The organism is Trinickia symbiotica (assembly GCF_003028655.1).
In the GTDB taxonomy this organism is placed as follows: Bacteria; Pseudomonadota; Gammaproteobacteria; order Burkholderiales; family Burkholderiaceae; genus Trinickia; species Trinickia symbiotica_A.
In genome coordinates, this window is sequence record NZ_PYUC01000005.1 from 19,971 (window position 1) to 39,992 (window position 20,022).

The 20,022-nt window shown below is 63.5% G+C and carries 19 protein-coding genes; 6 read left to right on the forward strand and 13 right to left on the reverse strand.

The genetic code is table 11. The features are described from left to right. Nucleotides 1-2 precede the first annotated feature (2 nt). Nucleotides 3-800 carry a 3-hydroxybutyrate dehydrogenase gene (locus tag C9I57_RS10870; RefSeq protein ID WP_107150680.1) on the reverse strand — a complete coding sequence of 266 codons (798 nt, stop codon included), beginning with the start codon at nt 798-800 and terminating at the stop codon, nt 3-5. 411 nt (nt 801-1,211) lie between these two features. Here C9I57_RS10870 and C9I57_RS10880 point away from each other — a divergent pair, with 411 nt between their 5' ends. Further along, entirely contained in the window at nt 1,212-2,057 is an 846-nt protein-coding gene (locus C9I57_RS10880) for a 23S rRNA (adenine(2030)-N(6))-methyltransferase RlmJ (RefSeq protein ID WP_107150683.1), read from the forward strand. Between the two features lie 9 nt (nt 2,058-2,066). Here C9I57_RS10880 and C9I57_RS10885 read toward each other — a convergent pair whose 3' ends face one another. The 3 genes from C9I57_RS10885 to cueR all read right to left on the reverse strand — a co-directional run bounded on the left by C9I57_RS10885 (nt 2,067) and on the right by cueR (nt 3,296). After that, on the reverse strand, nt 2,067-2,408 hold the full coding sequence (locus tag C9I57_RS10885; RefSeq protein WP_181321798.1) for a hypothetical protein: 342 nt from the start codon (nt 2,406-2,408) through the stop codon (nt 2,067-2,069). 119 nt (nt 2,409-2,527) lie between these two features. Then, on the reverse strand, nt 2,528-2,674 hold the full coding sequence (locus C9I57_RS10890; RefSeq protein ID WP_107150685.1) for a DUF3563 family protein: 147 nt from the start codon (nt 2,672-2,674) through the stop codon (nt 2,528-2,530). A 181-nt stretch (nt 2,675-2,855) separates the two neighbouring features. Next, nucleotides 2,856-3,296, reverse strand: coding sequence for a Cu(I)-responsive transcriptional regulator (cueR, locus tag C9I57_RS10895; protein ID WP_107150687.1), 441 nt, complete (start codon nt 3,294-3,296; stop codon nt 2,856-2,858). A gap of 165 nt (nt 3,297-3,461) precedes the next feature. On the opposite strand from cueR, the gene C9I57_RS10900 reads away from it, so the two are divergent. From C9I57_RS10900 to C9I57_RS10920, 4 genes are all read left to right on the forward strand, one after another. Next, the gene (locus C9I57_RS10900; RefSeq protein WP_107150688.1) at nt 3,462-3,683 is read left to right on the forward strand and encodes a heavy-metal-associated domain-containing protein; all 222 of its coding nucleotides are present in this window, start codon (nt 3,462-3,464) and stop codon (nt 3,681-3,683) included. Further along, nucleotides 3,683-4,603: a dTDP-4-dehydrorhamnose reductase family protein gene (locus C9I57_RS10905; RefSeq protein WP_107150690.1), complete on the forward strand. Its 921-nt coding sequence runs from the start codon at nt 3,683-3,685 to the stop codon at nt 4,601-4,603. The genes C9I57_RS10900 and C9I57_RS10905 overlap by 1 nt, the downstream gene beginning before the upstream one ends. A gap of 335 nt (nt 4,604-4,938) precedes the next feature. After that, entirely contained in the window at nt 4,939-5,460 is a 522-nt protein-coding gene (locus C9I57_RS10915) for a YfiR family protein (RefSeq protein ID WP_107150693.1), read from the forward strand. Next, on the forward strand, nt 5,457-7,379 hold the full coding sequence (locus C9I57_RS10920; protein ID WP_107150695.1) for a putative bifunctional diguanylate cyclase/phosphodiesterase: 1,923 nt from the start codon (nt 5,457-5,459) through the stop codon (nt 7,377-7,379). Before C9I57_RS10915 ends, C9I57_RS10920 begins: the two co-directional genes overlap by 4 nt. Nucleotides 7,380-7,446: 67 nt before the next feature. Here C9I57_RS10920 and C9I57_RS10925 read toward each other — a convergent pair whose 3' ends face one another. The 5 genes from C9I57_RS10925 to C9I57_RS10945 all read right to left on the reverse strand — a co-directional run bounded on the left by C9I57_RS10925 (nt 7,447) and on the right by C9I57_RS10945 (nt 13,948). Continuing rightward, nucleotides 7,447-8,298 (reverse strand): carbohydrate ABC transporter permease, encoded by an 852-nt coding sequence (locus C9I57_RS10925; protein WP_107150697.1) that lies wholly within the window; start codon nt 8,296-8,298, stop codon nt 7,447-7,449. 49 nt (nt 8,299-8,347) lie between these two features. Further along, nucleotides 8,348-9,250 carry a carbohydrate ABC transporter permease gene (locus C9I57_RS10930; protein WP_440130198.1) on the reverse strand — a complete coding sequence of 301 codons (903 nt, stop codon included), beginning with the start codon at nt 9,248-9,250 and terminating at the stop codon, nt 8,348-8,350. A gap of 125 nt (nt 9,251-9,375) precedes the next feature. Then, nucleotides 9,376-10,647 (reverse strand): ABC transporter substrate-binding protein, encoded by a 1,272-nt coding sequence (locus C9I57_RS10935; RefSeq protein ID WP_107150698.1) that lies wholly within the window; start codon nt 10,645-10,647, stop codon nt 9,376-9,378. 104 nt (nt 10,648-10,751) lie between these two features. After that, complete coding sequence (locus C9I57_RS10940) at nt 10,752-12,740, reverse strand: beta-galactosidase (RefSeq protein WP_107150700.1); 1,989 nt, start codon at nt 12,738-12,740, stop codon at nt 10,752-10,754. An 8-nt stretch (nt 12,741-12,748) separates the two neighbouring features. Beyond that, nucleotides 12,749-13,948, reverse strand: coding sequence for an ABC transporter ATP-binding protein (locus C9I57_RS10945; RefSeq protein ID WP_107150701.1), 1,200 nt, complete (start codon nt 13,946-13,948; stop codon nt 12,749-12,751). A gap of 318 nt (nt 13,949-14,266) precedes the next feature. Here C9I57_RS10945 and C9I57_RS10950 point away from each other — a divergent pair, with 318 nt between their 5' ends. Continuing rightward, nucleotides 14,267-15,316, forward strand: a complete 1,050-nt coding sequence (locus C9I57_RS10950; protein ID WP_107150702.1) for a LacI family DNA-binding transcriptional regulator — start codon at nt 14,267-14,269, stop codon at nt 15,314-15,316. 57 nt (nt 15,317-15,373) lie between these two features. Here the strand turns inward: C9I57_RS10950 and C9I57_RS10955 are convergent, their stop codons facing one another. From C9I57_RS10955 to C9I57_RS10970, 4 genes are all read right to left on the reverse strand, one after another. Beyond that, nucleotides 15,374-16,906, reverse strand: a complete 1,533-nt coding sequence (locus C9I57_RS10955; protein WP_107150704.1) for an amidase — start codon at nt 16,904-16,906, stop codon at nt 15,374-15,376. 87 nt (nt 16,907-16,993) lie between these two features. Next, a complete protein-coding gene (locus tag C9I57_RS10960; RefSeq protein ID WP_107150706.1) occupies nt 16,994-17,926 on the reverse strand; it encodes a LysR family transcriptional regulator in 933 nt (310 codons plus the stop codon). Nucleotides 17,927-18,033: 107 nt separating this feature from the next. Then, complete coding sequence (locus C9I57_RS10965) at nt 18,034-19,302, reverse strand: MFS transporter (RefSeq protein WP_107151037.1); 1,269 nt, start codon at nt 19,300-19,302, stop codon at nt 18,034-18,036. A 479-nt stretch (nt 19,303-19,781) separates the two neighbouring features. Beyond that, nucleotides 19,782-19,976, reverse strand: a complete 195-nt coding sequence (locus C9I57_RS10970; protein WP_107150708.1) for a hypothetical protein — start codon at nt 19,974-19,976, stop codon at nt 19,782-19,784. Nucleotides 19,977-20,022 lie beyond the last annotated feature (46 nt).

Below are 20,022 nucleotides of genomic sequence, written 5' to 3' on the forward strand. Positions count from 1 at the left end.
CCTTATTGCATATACCAGCCGTGGCTGACGATGAACGACTGCCCCGTCAGCGCCGCGCTTGGGAACGTCGAAAGGAACAGCACGGTCTGCGCGACATCTTCGACCGTCGTGAAAACACCGTCTACCGTCTGGCCGAGCATGACGCGCTTGACGACCTCTTCCTCGCTGATGCCCAGTTCCTTGGCCTGTTCGGGAATCTGCTTGTCGACGAGCGGCGTGCGCACGAAGCCAGGGCATACCACGTGTGAGCGAACGTTGTGGGCGGCGCCCTCCTTCGCCAGCACGCGAGCGAGGCCGAGCAGCGCGTGCTTCGCCGCGACGTAGGCCGATTTCAGCGGCGAGGCTTCGTGCGAGTGGACCGAACCCATGTAGATGACGACGCCGCCGCGATTATCGCGATACATGTGCTTGAGCGCGGCCTTCGTAGTCAGAAACGCGCCATCGACGTGGATGGCCTGCATCTTCTTCCAATCGGAGAACGAGTAGTTTTCGATCGGATTGACGATCTGGATGCCCGCGTTCGAAACGAGAATGTCGACCGAGCCGAACTGCTCGGCGACCTGATCGATGCCTGCCGTGACAGCCTCTTCGTTCGTCACGTCCATCGCCACGCCAATGGCCTTGCCGCCGGCCTTGACGATTTCATCGGCGACCGCCTGCGCGCCCGCGAGGTTCAGGTCCGCGATCGCCACCGCGGCGCCCTGCCGGGCAAGCGTCAACGCAATTTCCTTGCCGATGCCGCTGGCCGCGCCGGTCACGACCGCCGCCTTCCCGTTCAAGCTGGTATTCAACGAGGACATTTGGAATCTCCATCGAGGTGGACACAATGACACCACGGCGTGCGAGACGCGGCAACGTTGCCGAACGGCATATGTCGTTCGGCTTGCTCCCACGCCGCGGCGGACTTCGCTATTGTGCACGAACGGCTTTACGCGCGGCGTGAAGCCGCGCCGCAACTCACCGTTTCCCAAGGAGATGCAATCGATGAGGTATCGAGACGACCAGCATGCACGGCGACGCGCCAACCGGCGAGCAAAGCGGTACTCGCAATCGTTCGCGTACAATACGCGCCATTCGAGCAGCCACGATGACGCGCGCCCGACAGGGGCCGCGCGCGAAGACTTGGCTCGCCGGGCCCGCCGTCGCCGCGCTGGCTCGCTCCCGCCGGACCGCTACCCCGCCACGCGCTGACCTTTACCGCCGCTTTCCCCATGCTCAGCTACCGCCATGCATTTCATGCCGGCAATCATGCCGATGTCCTCAAGCACGCGGTCGTCGTGCAGCTTCTGCGCTACCTCGGGCAGAAGGACAAGCCGTACTGGTATGTCGACACGCACGCGGGCGCGGGCGTGTATTCGCTGACGGAGGGCTATGCCGCGAAAACGTCCGAGTATGAAACGGGTATCGGAAGACTATGGGCGCGCGCGGACCTGCCGGCGCCCGTCGCCGACTACGTGGAACAAGTGAGCGCGCTCAACGCGGACGGGCAATTGCGCTTTTACCCCGGATCGCCCTTTCTCGCCTGGCGGCTTTTGCGTACGCAGGATCGAATGCGGCTCTTCGAGCTGCATTCGACCGAAATCGATATTTTGCGCCACAACTTTCGCGATGCCGGCCGTCGCGCGATGCTTTACGCGGGGGACGGTTTCGACGGGATCAAGGCGTTGTTGCCGCCTCCTCCGCGCCGGGCGCTCGTGCTCGTCGATCCATCCTACGAAGACAAGCGCGACTACGCGCGCACGCTCACTTGCATCGAGGAAAGCCTCAAGCGCTTTGCCACCGGTATCTATGCGATCTGGTATCCGCAAGTGGTCCGTGCCGAATCGGAGCGCTTTCCGGAGCAGTTGAAGCGGCTGCAAGCCACCGATTGGCTGCACGTAACATTGACGGTCGGCCGCCCACCGTCGGATGGTTATGGCCTTTACGGCAGCGGCATGTTCGTCCTGAACCCGCCTTATACGCTCGCCGCGACGATGAAGGAGATGCTTCCCTATCTTGCCCGCGTGTTGGGGCAGGACGACGCGGCCGAATTCAAGATCGAGTCGCGCTTGACGTGATTGTCATTGTTATTGTGTCGGCACCGAGCCCGCGCGAATCCGATGCCGGCCTCGCGGCGCGGATGCATCCGGGGACAAGTCGATATAGGGAGAGACGACGATCGGAGGCTGCCCTTGCGGCGCGAGCTCGGTTGCTACCGGAAGCGACTGCGCCTGCACCATCGGCTCGCTGACGAGCGGCGCGTTCTGGAGAACGATGCCGCTTTGCCCATCATGGATGCCCGTTTTGCTGTCGAGCACGAGGGGCTCACGGTCGGATGCGGCGAAAGCGGAATGCGACGGCGCGGCCGCGAGGAGCCACGCCGACGAAAGAAGGAATGCGAGTTGGCGTTGCCTGAAGACCGAGCGCATGGACAGCCATCCGTGGGATACGCCCGCCGACGCGAGCAATGCGCTCACCTTAGCGCGACTGCGCCATTCACGCCAGTAAGATAAGACAGTTGCGCCCAGCGACGCCAGCGACGAGGCGTTCAGTGCGTGTAGCCGCTGCTCTCGAGCGCGCGAAGGCGACGCTCCAGATCGAAGACATCGGCCGACGACGCCAGGTATTCTTCGCGGCGGCTACGCTCGGCAGATTCAAACCAGTTGCTGAGTTTTTCGAGGATGTAGGCAAACATGATGTTCTCCGAAGGCCAGGATCGCCCTGGCGGCACTGCCTAGGGTTTTCCCTAGAGGGTTAACCCCGATTATAACCGTGCCCCGGAAAGTTGCCAGTGAAATGATCGAATACTGGGCATTCCGGTTCGGAATGGTGCGCCGGATCTCCCAAAACAGAATGAATGCACCATTAATGTGCAATCAACGAGCTGCCCGGGCCGGTGGAAGAGAGTGGTGGCTTCCGTGATCGAGACTCGGCGTCGACAATTCGTCGAGAATCGGACAGTCCGGGCGCTCGTCTCCGTGGCAGTGATTGGCAAGCTGCGCGAGTACGTCGCGCATTTCCGTGAGCTCGGCGATGCGCACTTCCAATTCCGCGATGTGCTCGAGCGCGATCGCTTTCACTTCGGCACTGGCGCGCGAGCGATCTTGCCAAAGCGCGAGCAGCTTGCGGATATCGTCCACGAGAAAGCCGAGGCGGCGAGCCTGCCGAATGAAGCGCAGCGTGTGCACTTCGGTAGGACCATAGATGCGGTAGCCTGCTTCCGTGCGAGCCTTCGGCGCAAGCAAGCCGACGCTTTCGTAGTAGCGGATCATTTTCGCCGTCACGCCCGAGGCACGGGCCGCTTCACCAATGTTCATCCGATTGCTCCCAATAACACGAAACATCGTAGACCTTCCTATCATGGGAAGGTCTACGATGCAAGTCGTCGGTGCAGCGACCGGTGTCGATGCCAATGCGCGGATCGACGGACTCCGGCCACCGCGCCACTTACTAGAACTGCTCACCCGAAAAGGACACGTCAGATGATCGAATTCCAAGTCGAAGGCATGAGTTGCCAGCACTGCGTCGCAGCCGTCACCAAGGCCGTGCGCGCGCTCGACGCTGATGCGCGCGTGCAGATCGAGCTGGAAAAAGGGCTCGTCCGCATTGAATCGAAGGAGGCCGCGGACCGCCTCGGCGCCGCGATCGGCGAGGCCGGCTACACGGTCAAGGGCGCGACGCCCCGCGCACCCGGCGGCGCTTGATGAAGCGGCTCGCCCGCATTGCCGTCATCGGCGCGTCCGGCCTCGTCGGTCGGGCCGTCGTCCGTGAATTGGGCACGCGTGCCGACTGGAACGTGATCGGCACCGCGCACCGCCGCGCCGATCATCGTACCGTCGCGCTCGACATTCGCGACGCGGCCGCGATCGAGGCATTCGTCGCGCAGCACGCTCCCGATGCGATCGTCATTGCAGCGGCCGAGCGCCGCCCCGACGTCTGCGAGCGCGACCCGGAACTCGCGCGTGCGTTGAACGTGGAGGCCGTCCGGACCATCGCGACGGCCGCGAAACGGCGCGGCGCCTGGGTTTTGTCCCTTTCAACGGACTACGTGTTCGACGGAACGAAGCCGCCCTATCGTACCGACGACCTTCCCTGCCCCATCAATGCGTACGGCCGAAGCAAGCTCGATGGCGAGCGAGCGCTGCAGCAGGCGACGGACCTCGGCTGCGTGCTGCGATTGCCGCTGCTTTTCGGGCACATCGTCGAATGGCAGGAATCCGCCGTGACGAGCCTCGCGCCGGCAGTCGTCGCATCAGCCGCCCCCGACGCGCCGGCGGCCGTCATGGACGACTGGGCGACACGCTACCCGACGTTCACCGGCGACGTCGCGTACGTCATCCGGCAAATGCTCGAGCGATACGAGCAAGGCGAGCCGATTTGCGGCATTGCGCATTGGTCGGGGGCCGAACCGATGACGAAGTTCGAAATCGCCAAGCGAATCGCCCGTGCGCTCGGGGTCGCCGCGCGCATCGAGCCGCAGCCCGCGAGTGCCGACGCCACGCCGAGGCCGCGTGACTGTCAGCTCGACGCGAGCCGCCTCGAGGCGCTCGGGATCGGTCGGCGCACGCCCTTCGACACGGCGCTGCGAACCGTTCTCGACGCCTTTCCACTCGATCAGCGCTAAGAGAAACGGAAAAACCCTGTCTATAGCAGGGGATAATCGAAGGCCGTAGCGGCGGAGCTCGCCCTGCCCTTTAAGGTTTCTCAAGAATCGGACGAATCAGCCGATAAAGAAAAGCAGGTCCGTGCCGGGCCGCAAATCTGGCTTTTCCAAATTCGCTCGATGATCTCGGAACAACCCTCGACCCGGCGGGTCCCGCCTGCACGTTTTTCGATAGCGGTCTTCGCGCCGATTGCGGTCCCTTCGGATGAAGAGGCCCGTGAGACCGTCCCGTCCGCTTCGTCGAGGTCCGTCGATTCGCCCTTGCTCGCGGCGACGCTCGATGCGGCGAGACTCGAATGAGACGGACACTATTCACCTTCGCGCTGCTGCTCGCTGCCGTAGCCGCGCAGGAACGCGCGCTCGCGGACTCCGACCTATCGTCGATCGAGGCCGAGTACGTTGCCGACTTCGCCGCCTTTACCGATTGGCCGCCCGCTCGCTCGAATGCACGCCACCTGCTCATTTGCGTACGTCCGCAAAGCAACGTTGCCGCGGCGCTGGAGAAACTTGAGGGGCGCTTCATCGCCATGCGCGTTTGTCATCTGCGCTATGTCGCCGGGCGCAGCGACGATATCGCCGGATGCGATGTGCTGGTCGTCGATGGAAACGGTACCTTCGGGCTTCGGGAGAGCCCGGCAACGGGGCCGGATCTGCCGCTCCTGATCATCAGGACAGCCGATGCCCCCGAAGGCCCCTATGTGATTCGACTCTTCCGCGAAGACGGGCGACTCCGGTTCGACATCGACAATGCTGAAGCATTGCGGCGTCACCTTCGCCTTAGTTCGAAGCTGCTGCGGCTGGCCAGGAAAGTCTCGTGAAGCGTACGACGGAGGTCACGCCGAGCGCGGTGCTTCCTTTGCCGCGGATCAAGCTGCTGCCGGCGAGCATCGCGCTCGTCGCCGCGAGCGTCGTGCTGCTGGCTTATCAAGCCATCACGCTGCGCGCAACGCTGACCGAAGACGTCGACATGCAAGCCGAAATGGTTGCGGACAACGTCTCGGCGTCGATGATGTTCGACGACGAGCACACCGCGAGCGAGATCTTGCGCACGCTTTGTAAAGTGCCTTACATCGAGAGCGCGGACATCTATACGAGCGGGGGCAAACGGTTCGCGAGCTGTGCGAAGCCGGGGCTGAAAGAACGCGAGCTCGAGGAAGGGACGCTCGCCAACGCGAGCGCGGCTCAGAGCCGCCTTTCGCTGCACGACGTATTCGTTGCGCGGCCGATCAGCCAGGCAGGGAAGTCGCTCGGCAGTGTCGTCCTCGTCGCGAGAACCGACGCGATGCTCGTTCAGCTTATCCGTTACGCCGGTTTTCTCGCGGCTGCATCGCTGGGCGCGATCTGGATCGCGTTCGCACTGACCGCACGCCTGGACGCCCGCGTCGCCGCCGCGGAAAAAGAGCTCGAATATCTGGCATCGACCGACCCGCTCACCGGGTTGCCGAACCGACGCGCGTTTTACGAAGAGCTCGATCGCCGCCTGCGCCGATCGATCGGTGGACCCCTGCGGATCGCGCTCGTTCTCGTCGATCTCGACGACTTCCAGTCAGTGAACGACACGCTCGGGCATGGCGCAGGCGATGAACTGCTCAAACATGTCGCGGCGGCGCTGCGGCGCATCGTCCGGGCGACCGATGTGGTCTGCCGGATAGGCGGCGACGAATTCGCCGTCGTCGTCGACATTGCCGCCGGCAAGCTCGAAGCGCATGCAACGGCCGAGCGGATCGCTCAAGCGCTCGCGCGTCCGTTCGCGCTGTCTCGCACGAGCTTCGCCGCAACGGCGAGTGTGGGCATGAGCGTGTTTCCCGACGACGCTTCCGATGTCGCCTCGCTCGTCAGCAGTGCCGACATCGCCCTGCATGCGGCCAAGAGCAAAGGGAAAAACTCCGCCGTCGAATTTCACCCCGCTATGACAGTCGAGACGCGCAAACGTGTGCGGCTCGAAATGGAGTTGCGCAAGGCGATCGAGACGAATGCGTTCGAGCTCGCGTATCAGCCGCAGTTCGACTGCCGGGGAGGAGTGCTCGTCGGTGCCGAGGCGCTGCTTCGCTGGGTCCATCCGACCGACGGCCCGATATCGCCTGTCGATTTCATTCCGATCGCAGAGGACAGCGGCCTCATCGTCGCACTCGGGCAATGGGTGCTGCGGCGAGCATGCCAAGATGCGGCTCGCTGGAATGCGCATTCATCGGCCTCGATTCCCGTCGCCGTCAACGTCTCCGCGCATCAGTTGCGGCACCCGCGGTTCACCGACGACGTGAGAACCGTGCTCGAGCAAAGCGGCCTGGCCGCCGGCTTGCTCGAGATCGAGCTCACCGAGAGTCAGCTTATGGCCAACATCGAGGCGGGCGTCGAAGCGATGCGTCGACTGCGAGCGGCGGGCGTACGCCTTGCCTTGGACGATTTTGGAACCGGTTACTCTTCGCTTTCGTATCTGCAGTCGTTCCCGGTCAACAGTTTAAAAATCGACCGTCGGTTCGTTCGCACGCTGCCCGATTCGGGGCAGCCGATCGCCACGGCGATCATTTCAATGGCGCATAGCTTCGACATCGCGGTCGTCGCCGAGGGTGTGGAGATGCCCGGGCAGCTTCAATGGCTCGTCGAGGCGGGCTGCGACGTCGTGCAGGGCTTCCTGACCGGACGGCCCATGCCGTTCGAGCAGTTCGCGGACCTCGTTCGCAAGGAGCCGCTTGTCGAGCGCTACGCGCGGACCTCCCTCGACATCGTCGAGCAATGACTCGAGCTAGCGCCTAGCGCTTGGTGTCGGGCGTTCCAGCGTTCAGCGGCGCATCGACGCTTCGCGCCTAACCCTTCGTCGCGCCGAACGTCAGCCCCGCGATGAAGTGCTTTTGCATCGCGAAGAACATCGCGACTGACGGCAGTGCGGCGAGTAGCGATCCGGCGGATACGAGATTCCACGCCGTCGTCCATTGCCCTCTCAACGCGGCAACGCCGACCGTGATCGGCGCGGCGTCGTCACCCTGCGTCAGGCACAACGCCCAAAAATAGTCGTTCCAGACGAACGTGAACACGAGGATGCCGAGCGCCGCGAGCGCGGGCCTCACGAGCGGCAACACGATTCTGAAAAAGACCGTCCATTCGCCGGCGCCTTCGATCCGCGCGGCCTCGACGAGCTCGAACGGCAATTGCTTGATGAAATTGCGTAGAAACAGCGTGCAAAACCCGGTCTGAAACGCGATATGAAACAGAATCAGTGCCTCGACGGTGTTATAGAGCCCGAGTCCGAGCGTGAGCTGACGCACCGGGATCATGAGCACCTGCACCGGTACGAAGTTGCCGGCGACAAAGATTCCGAACAAGAGCGCGTTGCCGCGAAACTTGTAAGTCGCGAGCGCGAAGCCCGCCATGGCGGCAAGCGCAATGGCCCCGATGACGGACGGCACGGTGATCAACACGCTGTTCCAGAAATAGTGGAGCATCGGCGAAGTCGTCAGCGCTTCGCGATAGTTCGCCAAGAGCGAGAAGTGCTTCGGCCATCCCCAGTAATTGCCCTCGGTCAGTTCCTCCGTCGATCGAATCGACGTAACGAGCACGGCGATCATCGGCAGCAGCCAGATGCCAAGCGCGACGGGCAAAGAAAACTTGTAGATCCGGCGGGATACCGGGCGCCACTTGTCGATGGGCAGCGGATACATGAAGGCTCCTGCTTGTTGCGGCGGTTCTTACGATGGCGTTCCCGTTGTCTCACTGTTCGTCCCGCAGCATGCGCCGCAGGTGATAAACGATGTAGAGCAACGTAATCGCGAAGAGGACAACGGCAATCGCGGCCGAATAGCCAAGCCGGTAGTATTTGATCGCCTGGTCGTACATGTAATAAGCGAGCACCGTGGAGCTTTCGAACGGCCCGCCGCCCGTCATCACGGAAATCAAATCGAAGCTGCGCAGCGCGCCGATGACCGTCACGACGATCGCCATGAACGTCGCCGGCCTCAACTGCGGCAGCACGACTTGCCAGAGCATCGCCCATCCGCGCGCCCCTTCCATTCGCGCCGCTTCGAGCTGTTCGCTGTTGAGCCCGGTCAAGCCGGTCAGGTAAAGAATCATGCAATAGGCCGTCTGCGCCCAAAGCGCGGCGGCGATGATGCCGAACGTCGCGTACCGCGCATCGCCGAGCACCGGTATGCCGTGACCGAGCAACAGCGCGAGCAGGCCGAAAGTCGGATCGTAAAACCACGAAAAGACCAGCCCGACGACGACACCCGAGAGCACGAACGGCGCAAAGAAGAGCGACTTCACGAGGCGAATGCCCGCGACGGTCTGGTTGAGATAGAGCGCGACGGCAAGCCCTGCGGGCGGAGCGAGCAGAAACAGCGCGAGCCAGATCAGATTGTTCTTGAGCGCGGTATAAAACGTCGGCGCATGAAAGAGCTCGATATAGTTCGCGAGACCGACGAAGGTCTTGTCGGTCATGCCGTCCCAGTTGAAAAAGCTCAGCGACAGCGTCGAGATGATCGGCCAGATGACATAGACGCCGAACATCACACAGGCCGGCGCGAGAAACAGCCAGGCCGCGCGCCGCTGCCGTCGGGCAGTCGGCGACAAGCCGGGTTTTCCGTGCGGGCGTGCCGCTCCAGAGCGCACAGGCATGCGCTCAGCCGGCGCGGAGTAGTCCGCGCCGTCGGGTGCGGCAGGGATGCTTCGACGAGTAACCGAGTGCGACACGACCTTCTCCTGCTGACGGCGGCGGCGCAAGGCCGCCGCGATGCATAAGCCTACTTCTTGTAGATCCGCTTGCGTGCCTGCTCGAGTTGCGCCAGGACGTCATCGAGCTTCGTCGGATCGGCGACGAACTGCTGCATGCCCTTCATGCCCTCGTCCGCCATCTCCTTCGTCATATCGCGATCATAGAACTGCGCGATGCCGCCCTTCGTGTTCGAGAGGATCTGGAAGCCGACCTTCGAAATCGGGTCTTCAGGCTCGGTGGACTGACTGTTCGCCGGCAGCGAGCCCATCCCGTAAGCCAGCTCCGCACTGATCTTCGGCGTCTCCGTGAAGGCGAGGAACGCCTGCGCCTCGGCCTTATGCTTCGCATGCGCCGGAATGTGCAGCGATTCGACCGGACCGTCTTCAGCCGTCGGCACGTTGGGATCGATGACCGGGAACTGGAAGTAGCCCATTTTCGGCTTCACTTCGGCCGGGAAGCCCGCGCTGATGAACGTGCCCATCAGCATCATCGCCGCCTTGCCCTGGAACAGGAACGGCTGCGCGGAATCGAGATCGTACGAGAGCGAATTGTCGATGAAGTCGTGATCGTCGAGCAGCTGCTTCCACGTCGTATAGACCTTCTTCACGCGCGGGTCGGTATAAGGCACTTCGCCCGCCATCAGCTTTTGATGAAACGCGTTGCCGTTCAGCCGCAAGTCGAGATAGTCGAACCAGCCGGCGAGCGTCCATGCATCGCGCCCCGCCACTGCGATCGGCGTAATGCCCGCCGCTTTCAGCTTCTTGCAAGCGTCGAGAAACTCAGGCCACGTTTTGGGCTCCGAAGCAATGCCGGCCTTCTGGAACAAGTCCTTTCGATAGAAGAGGCCCCACGAATAGTAGAAGGTGGGCGCCGCGTACTGCTTGCCCTTATACGAGGACGCTTCCTTCGTCGACGCATACATGCCGTCCCAGCCGTCCTTGTTCCACTGGCCGCTCAGGTCGTCGAAGAGGCCGCGCTTCGCGTAATAGGCCATCCGCTCGCCGTCATGCCAGTTGACGATATCGGGCGACACGGTCGTGAGCCAGGACGGGAGCTGCACCTTGTAGGCTTCTTCCTCGACGAACGCGACTTTCACATCGATATCGGGATGCGCCGCCTTGAACTCGTCGAGCACCTTCTGCCAAACCGCGCGCTGACTCGCCCCCTTGTAGGCAATGTTGATATCGAGCTCGCCGGCCTGCGCATCGTTCGCGTACCAGGACCCGGCGGTCGCGGCCGCGAAGAGGGCGGCCGCAATGGCGGTGCGGCCGAAACGCGAGCGGATTGAGGAATGCTTCATGCGTGTCTCCTTTGATGTTGTGGGCCTCGCTTTGCGGCCACATGCGGTCTCTCGCGACCTTTAACTACTTCCTCGATGTCGGACGTCGGCGCAACCGACGTCCGTCAACCTTGTGTGGTTCGGTAGACCGACACACCGCGCGGCTCAACCTCGCCCGTGCCCAGGATGAACGCCGGCGCATCGACGCCTTCGATCAAATGAGGACGGTCGCCATAATTGAAAACATAGGTGAGTCCGCCGCGGCGGCTCACGCGTACGCTATCCGCGAGCGGCGTCACTGACAGTCCCGCCGCGGCCGCAATCTCCGAGAACCAGCGTGTCGTCAATGCCTCGTCGAAAACGCTCGCGAAATAATGAAACGCGCCGCACCGAACGTACGCCGGATGGCCATCGTCGAAGACGGCGCGCACGTCGTGCCGTGCGCCGTCGGCAAGCTCGACGAGATCGCGCCAATGCCGGCCATGTCCGATGCGCGAGTCCTCACCCGCATCCTTCTCGCGAACGGCGGCCGTCACGTTCGGCCGCAACGATTCGACGCGCCATACGCGCAACGATAAAGCGTCCGCGAGCACGCCGGGCGGCAGATTCGGCGGAATCTGCAGATCGACGGTCTTCGAGCCGGTTCGCGGCCCGATGACGATCTGCGCGCCGGAGCGCGCGAGCCGCGCGGCGAAATCCGACGGGACGATCGGCAGCGGCGGCACGACGATCATCCGATAGCCGTCGAGCGGCGCATCCGCCGATACGATATCGACGTCGAGGCCCAGCGATCGCAGCGCCGAGTAGTACTCGAACGCGAAGCGCGGGTAGTGGAAATCGGCGCCTTGCGGATGGACTTCGAAGAGCCACTTGGCCGTGTAGTCATAGACGAGCGCAACTTGGCCGCGCACCTCGGCCGTCGCACCCTGCTGTGCCTCGAGCAACGCCTTGACTTCGTCAGCAACGCGGCCCGCCTCCGTGCCGCCGAGATCGAGCCGGTTGTCGGGCGTATTGAGCCCTGCATGCATCTGCTCTTGCGCAAACGGCGCCTGCCGCCAACGGAAATACGACACGCAACCGGCGCCATGCGCGAATGCCTCCCAGCTCCACAGCCGCACCATGCCCGGCAGCGGCGACGGATTCCAATGCGCCCAGTTGACGGGGCCTGGCTGCTGCTCCATGACCCAGAACGGCAGCTTCGACATGCCGCGATAGACATCGTGATTGAACGAAGCGAAATCGGGATGCCCTGTACGCAGCCAGCGTGACTTCACGGCCGGATCGAACCAGAGCTCCTCGAGCGCGCCGAGCGGATAGCTGTCCCACGTCGCGATGTCGAGATCGGCCGCCACCTTGTAATGGTCGAACTCGGTGAAAAGCTGCATGAAGTTGTGCGCGACGGGCCGGCCCGGCGAATGCTCGCGGATGATCTCGACCTGCATGCGGTTGAAACGCACGAGCTCGTCGGAAGCGAAACGGCGGTAGTCGAGCCGATGCGACGGATGCGCTTCGGTGACGGTCGAAACCGGCGCGTCGATCTCATCGAAGTCGCGATACTCCATGCTCCAGAATACGGTTCCCCAGGCACGATTGAGCGCGTCGATCGAACCGTATCGCGCGCGCAGCCAATCGCGAAAGCGAGTGACGGCCGCGGACGAGTAACTGACGACGGTTTGATGGCAGCCGTATTCGTTATCCGTCTGCCAGAAGGCCACGGCCGGATGCCGTCCGTAGCGCGCGGCGACAGCCGTGCAGATGCGACGCGCGGCTTCGAAGTAGGACGGCGACGAGAAATCGTAATGCCGGCGCGAGCCGAAGACGCGCGGACGGCCGTCGGCGCCGACGGGCAGGATGTCGGGATGCTTGTCGATGAGCCATTTCGGCGGCGTCGCCGTCGGCGTGCACATGACGATCTCGAGGCCGGCGCGACCGAGCGTATCGACGGCGCGATCGAGCCATGCCCAATCGAATTCGCCCGGCGACGGCTCGATCCTGCTCCAGGCAAACTCCGCGATGCGCACGCGCGCGATCCCGAGCGCCTTCATGCGCCGGGCGTCGTCTTCCCACATCGACTGCGGCCAATGTTCCGGGTAATAGCAGACTCCGAGATGCATCGTTGTCCTCAAGCGTAGTGTTCGGATCGTTGGGGATGAAGCGGCCTGACCGCAAAGCCGTCCTCGGTGAAAAGATGGCAAGCCGACGCATCGGCCGCGAACGACGCGCGCTCGCCTCGCGCAACGAGCGCGTTGCCGGAGACCTTCGCGATCAGGACCGCGCCGTCAGGCTGATCGAGATGCACGTAGCTTTGCTCGCCGAGCCGTTCGACGAGCGCGATCGGGCGAGTCAGGCGCAGCGTATCGCCGCCACCCGCTGCGAGCCCGGCGGTCGATGATGAGGACTCCTTATCGTCGACGGCATCGCCGAGCCTAAGGTGTTCGGGCCGCACGCCGAGTGTCACGGGCTGACCGCTTTCCAACGCGCTGCCATCGAGCGGAAGGCGCACACGCTCGCTCGTGCGCAAGAGCATGACCGTGACGCCCGTCGAATCGGCCGACTCGATCGTCGCCGGCAGGAAGTTCATTCGGGGCGAGCCGATGAAACCGGCAACGAACCGGCTCGCGGGCCGATGATAGAGCTCGAGCGGCGCGCCGATCTGCGCGATGCTGCCGTATCGTTGGGTATCGTTGCCCGTATGGAGAAGCACGATTTTGTCGGCGAGCGTCATCGCCTCGATCTGGTCGTGCGTCACATAGACGACGCTCGCCTTCGCGAACTGCCGGTGAAGCCGTGCAATTTCGACGCGCGTCTGCCCGCGCAGCGTCGCATCGAGATTCGAGAGCGGCTCGTCGAAAAGAAACACGCCGGGCTCGCGCACGATCGCCCGCCCGATCGCGACGCGCTGGCGCTGCCCGCCCGAGAGCGCCTTCGGCCGCCTGTCGAGCAACGTTTCGAGCTGCAGGACGCGCGCGGCTTCGCGCACGCGCCGGTCGATTTCGGCCTTCGGTGTCTTGGCTAGCTTGAGCCCGAACGCCATGTTCTCGAAGACCGTCATATGCGGAAACAGCGCGTAGCTTTGAAACACCATCGCGACGCCACGCTCGGCGGCCGGCACGTCGTTCACCACGCGCGAGCCGATCGCCACCTCGCCTTCCGTCAGGTCCTCCAAGCCGGCAATCATTCGCAGCAACGTGGATTTGCCGCAACCCGATGGGCCGAGAAACACGCAGAACTCGTTGGCGCCAATCTCCAGGTCGACGTTCCGCACGACCGGAGCGGCCTCGCCGTACGCTTTGCTCACGCCTTTCAACGAAATGCTCGCCATTGCATCGACTCCGTGATTTAATCGGTCGAAGTCGGAGATTAAGCGCTTAACCAACAGGTGCTTAAAAGCGACCTCTGGGCGAGAGATCGTGCCTGTGGTGTGCCCTGCAAGCCGCTGACTGGAGCTGCGCCTTTCGCACCTGCCCAAGCCCCCTGCCCTGCAAAGCTGTCTCCGATATCGTTCGTTCGTCTGTGTCCGCATGGTGCCGATAGTTCGGGCGATCTGCAAACTTTGGTTAGGCGTCCCAAATAATGAAACAATCCCCATGCACGCGTCATTCCCTGCCGTCTCCCTCGAGCCAGCGACGCACGCACTGAAATGACCACGATCAATGAAGTCGCTCGTCACGCCGGCGTGACGCCCGCCACCGTATCGAACGTCCTGCGCAGTCGCGGGCGCGTCGGCGCCGAGACTCGCCAGCGCGTGCTCGATGCCATCGACGCGCTCGGCTACCGCCCGCACCTGGCGGCACGCGCGCTGGCCGAAGGGCGCGCACCGACGCTCGCCTTGATGGTTTCGAGCATCGCCAATCCGTTCTACCCGGAGTTCGCGCTTGCCGTCGAGCGCGCCGCGCGCGCGAGCGGTCACTTCGTCATCATCTGCAATACGAACGAAGATCCGCTGATGGGTCGCGCCTATCTCGATCAAATCGCGGGCACGCTTTCGGAAGGCGTGCTCGTGATGAACGCGAACCTCGACTTCGCCGATTTGCGTCTGACCGAGGCGCGCGGCACCCCCGTCGTGCTCTGCATGTGGGAGAAGCCGAACGATCCGCCGGGGCTGCCGAGCGTCGCGGTCGATTTCGCGCTGGCGGGCCGGCTGGCCGCCTCGCACCTGATCGAGCTCGGCCATCGCCGGATCGGCGCGATCGTCGGCAGCAAGGTCTCGGGAATCCACACGCCGCGCTATGAAGGGTTCGTCGCCGCGATGGAAGCGGCTCGGTTGACGGTCCACGCCGAGCATGTCCGGCACGCGCCCGACACGGTCCAAGGCGGCTATGCGGCCGCGCATGAACTTCTGAGCGCCAACCCCGAGATCACGGCGCTCTTCACGACGAACGATCTGCCCGCGCTCGGCGCCATTCACGCCGCCGCCGATCTCGGGCTTGCGGTGCCGGGAGATCTGTCGGTCACCGGCATCACCGACATTCAGCTCGCCCGCGAGTCGCGTCCCGCCTTGACGACGGTCGCGGTACCGACAGCCGAGGCGGCCGAGCTCGCCGTCACGCTGCTGCGGGAACTGATCGCGGCCGGCACACGGTCATCCGACATGACGCCGGTCCTCTACGAAACCTCGCAGCCGCGGCTCGTCGTGCGCGCCTCGACGGCGCCGCCGCGAAGCGCGAGGCGCCCTTCGCGCAGCAGATGATCGCGCCGCCGCCGACCAGCGCGCAGACGGGCGGTTGTCTCGATGACTTCGGTCCGATCAAACGGCGGCGGCGGCCTTCGTGCCCGCAGCACCACCCTGCCCCGGCGGATGCGTGACGAGCGTCCGCAAATCGACATCCGAGCGCAGGAGACGGGCGATATCGGGTTTGGGGCGGCGCGTGAGAGGCGATGCATCGCAGACCGCCTCCAATGCGCGCGCGGCGCTCAACAGCTCGAAATCGCCGCGAAAACGCCCGATGACCTGCAAGCCGAACGGCATGCCCGCATGATCGAGGCCGCATGGCAGCGACAAGGCGGGGTTCGTGACGAGCGTCACGACGTACGTCAGGGCGAGCCACCGGTAATAGTTGTCGAGCGTGACACCATTGATCGCCTTCGCATGAGGCTGCGCCCAGGGAAACGGCGAAACGGGCGTCGTCGGCGACAAGATCAGATCGTAGCGGTCGAAAAGTCGCTGGAATTGCCGGAACAAGCGTGTTTGCGCCGCATGAGCCCACACGCAATCGCGTAGCGACAGGCTCGCGCCCATCTCGTAGTTCGCGCGCGGATTAGGCCCGAGAGAATCGGGATCGCGCTCGTAGGCTTCCTGCAGGCCCGCGACGAATGCCTCCGCGCGCAGCACATCGAATGTGCGGTGGGCATCCGCCAGGTCGAAATCGACGGGCTCGCACAGCGCGAAGTGAGTGCTCAGCGCACGCACCTTCGCGCGGAACACTTCTCGAATGGCATCGTCGACTTCGCAAACACCGAAGTCTTCCGTGTAGCCGACGCGCAATCGCGAGAGTTCCGCGCACGGCAATGCGCCATCTTGCCCAGCTTGCGGCATCGGAAGCGGATAGCTCAATGGATCGGTGCCCGACATGCCGGCGGTGGCGGCCAATTGCAGCCACGCATCCTCGACATTGCGCGCCATCGGCCCGACCACCGCGAGCGGCGTCCACCCGAGCGGCTTTCGTTCGCTCGGCACCAACCCCGGCGATGTCCTCAAGCCGACCACGCCGCACTTGGCCGCCGGAATGCGCAGCGAGCCGCCCGTATCGGATCCGCTCGCGATCGGCACCATATCGACAGCCAACGCGGCCGCCGAGCCGCCCGACGAGCCGCCGGCATTGAGGCGCGGATCGAACGGATTGCCCGTCGCGCCCCAAACGGGATTGAACGTGTTCGCTCCAGCGCCCATTTCCGGCACGTTGGTCTTGCCGACTACGATTGCCCCGGCTTCGCGCAGACGCCTGACAAAGACGTTGTCCATCGAAGGCACGTGATCGCGAAATAGCGGCGATCCGTAGGTCGTTAGGAGTCCTTCGGTTTCTTCGAGATCCTTGATGCCGATCGGCAACCCCTGCAACGGCCCCTTGCGCTCGCCTCTGGCGAAATCGGCATCGGCGGCGGCGGCCTCGCGGCGTGCGCGCGCATAGCAGGTCGCCGTAAACGCGTTGATCTTGGGGTTCAGCGCTTCGATACGCTCGATGCAGGCCTCGAGCAGTTCGATAGCCGAAATGCGACGCGTATCGAGCATCGCGCTGAGCGCGACCGCGCTCGCACCGAGCAATTCATGAGTATCGGACATCTTCTGCGTATTCCTCGCGGAGAAAGATCGCTCCGAATGTATCGGAACCGCCGCGGATGAACCAGTGACGATTCGCGAAGGGAGCCGTTACTTTTGGACAACGGCGCCGGCCCCATCGGCAATCAGCTCACGGCCGAGCAAATCGATGAACGCTTGCAACAACGGAGGTATTTGCCGCCGCGCCAGCGTCTGCACCTCGACCGTCCTATCGCTGACAGCGAGCTCGGGGACGCGCACGGCGATCAGTTGCCCGGATGCCAGCCGATCGCGGATGACGAGCTCGCCGCAGAACGTGATCGCATTGCTGGCAAGGGTGAAGCGAAGCAACGCCTCCAGCGTCTCGCTGCTGAGCACGCTCTTATAGGTGGTCCCTTCCCGGCTGCAATAGATGTCGATCAGTTTGCGCAACGTCGAGTTCGGTCCCGGAATCGCGAGCGGATAGGTGAGCAGTTCGCGAAACGACACCGATTGCGCCGATGCGAGCGGATGCCCGGCGGCCACGACCGCGAGGATCGGGGACGGCAGTGCATGAGCGACGTGAATGTCGGCGGCCGGGCCGAAGCTGAACGTGAGCCCGACGTCGACATCGGCCTCGCGCACGCGCCGCGTGACACCGCTCGCCGAATCGACGACGAGCTCGAAGCGGGCGGCCGGCTCGGCGCGCCGAAAGTCGCTCATCGCCCGTGGCAGAAAGCCGCCCACGAATCCCTCGGTGCAGGCGACCCGAATCGCATGCTCGGCGTCGTCGCGCAACGCCTCGATCTCGATCGTCACTTGCTCCGCGTCGAGCAGCGAGCGACGCGCGTAGGCAGCCAGCAGTTCGCCCGCCTTGCTCGGCACCATGCCGCGCGATTGCCGCTCGAAGAGCGTCACGTTCAGCTCGCTTTCGAGCCGACTGATCTGACGGCTGACGGCCGAAGGCACGACGTGCAGGCGATTCGCCGCATCGCTGATCGACCCCGTGTTGACGACTTCGAGGAAATAGCGAACTGCGGCCTCCTGCAGGATTCGGGCGCTCATAGGCAATCATCGCGTCGATGAGAATGCACACATCATAGCCTCATCGTGCGCGGCCAAAGCAACGCCGGCGATTCGCGCATGCAAGCGAGTGAACCGCGAGCGGAGCGTCAGGCCTCCTGCGCAGTTGCTGCGTGCACGTCGCGTATCTTGCTGGTCTGAATGGAGAGGCTGACCAACGTGGCGACGACAGTCGCGGCTATCAGGAATGCGAATGCCGCATCGAAGCTGTGGTAGAGCGAAACGAGCAACCCCATCACGAGCGGCGCGACGAATCCGGCCAGCTGCCCGCCGAAGTTGACCATCCCTATTCCTGTTCCGACGAGCCGCTGCGGCAGGATCTTCGTCGGCAGGGCCATCACGACAGCCAGCACGACCGACTTGAAGAAATACACGATCGACTGGAACGCAATGACTCCCGCAACCGACTGAGCCGTATACATCTTGTAGAGAAAGAAGCCCGTCACCGCGCAGCAGCCCATCGTCAACAGCTTCTCCTTGCCGTCGAAGAAGCGGGTCATCACCCATCCCCCGAGCGCCGTCGAAATGCTGGCGGCGACGAACGGCAACGGCGTCAGCATTCCGACGGCCTTCAAGTCGAGATGGCGCACGGTCAGCAGATACGCAGGCATCCATGCGTCGAGGCCCTTGTTAACGATTCCCATTCCGAACCAGACCGTCAGGATCTTCCACATCAGCGGCATCTTCAGCAATGCGCGGGTCGTTGCCGCTTCTCGCCGTGCGGTGCCGGTAGCCGCCATCGAGGCGGCCACATCGCCCGCACTCGCGCTTGCCCGCGTGCGCCCCGTCCCCTTCACGAAGAGCAGATAGACGAGAGCGAAGACGATGCCCGCGATGCCGATCGCGGCAAACGCATGCCGCCAACCCAATGCGAGAACGAGCGGCGCAACGACGAGCGGCGCGATGAAGCTCCCGACGTAATTGGACGAGACGAGCAGCGCCGTCAATTTGGGTCGGTCCGCGCGCGGATAGGTCTCGGCGATGCCTTTCACCGATGCGGACGGATATCCGCCCTCGCCCAGTCCGAAAACGAAGCGAATGACGATCAGCGAGACGAGGGACCAGGCAAACCCCGTCAAGAGGGTAAAGAGCGACCAGAATGCGATCGAGGCGACGACAACGCTTTTGCTGCCCCAGCGATCGGCGATCCATCCCCCGGGAATCTGCATCGCGGCATAGCTCAGGTAGAACGCGCTCAACACGACACCGAGCGCCGCGGGACTCAGATGAAAGTCCCTTCCGATATGAACCAGCGAGATGGAAATAGCCGCCCGGTCGATATACGAGATGCAGAACCCCGCATAGAGCAGCACGAATACCCTAAGACGCGCGCGACGACTCGTGTTTGCATCGATCATGTCGAAGAGACCCGAAAAGTCCAAGGGAAATCGATGCAAGCGAGCTCTTTCATCGGCGGCGCGCGCTACATCGCGACTGGTCCAACCGATCCTAAGAAGCCATAAAGGCGCGAACAAGTGACAATTTCCGAATGCTTCGTTCTCGGAAACTCATCGGCGCAGCCGAAGTCGGCGCCGATCGTGGACCGTGGCGACGGCGGTGAGACGGCGCCGCTACGCGGGCCGTTCACTTCTTTGACAAAACGCGGGAAAGTACTGAGGAGTCGCTGGCCTTCTAAACCGTGGCCGCTATTCGGCGCGAATCTCGAACAGAAGACCTAGGCGATTACAGCAGGGGCGTCGAAAAGCGCGCGGCGCCTCATTGGACGCCGCACCCTACGGTTGTTGCACGACGCGACAGACGAGGCGAGAGGGCGAACTCCGGGCGATTCGCGCCCGAAGCAGTAGCCAACAGCAATGGCGGAGAAGCGATGAGCCGCTCAGTTGAGCCAATACATCGTGCACGGGTCGGTGGGGCTCATCGAGCAAGCGGAAGCCGGCCAATTCTCGCTGGCGTGGATCACTTCATGAACCGCATCGCGCGCATCGGGACTGCTGCCGTAGACGACGACAGCAAAGCACATCAGACCGAACATCGTGACGAGCGAAAAGGCAATTTTTTCGAAGGTTTTCATCGGGACGTGACGACTGGCTTACCTATACGAGCGCCAATCATAGCAC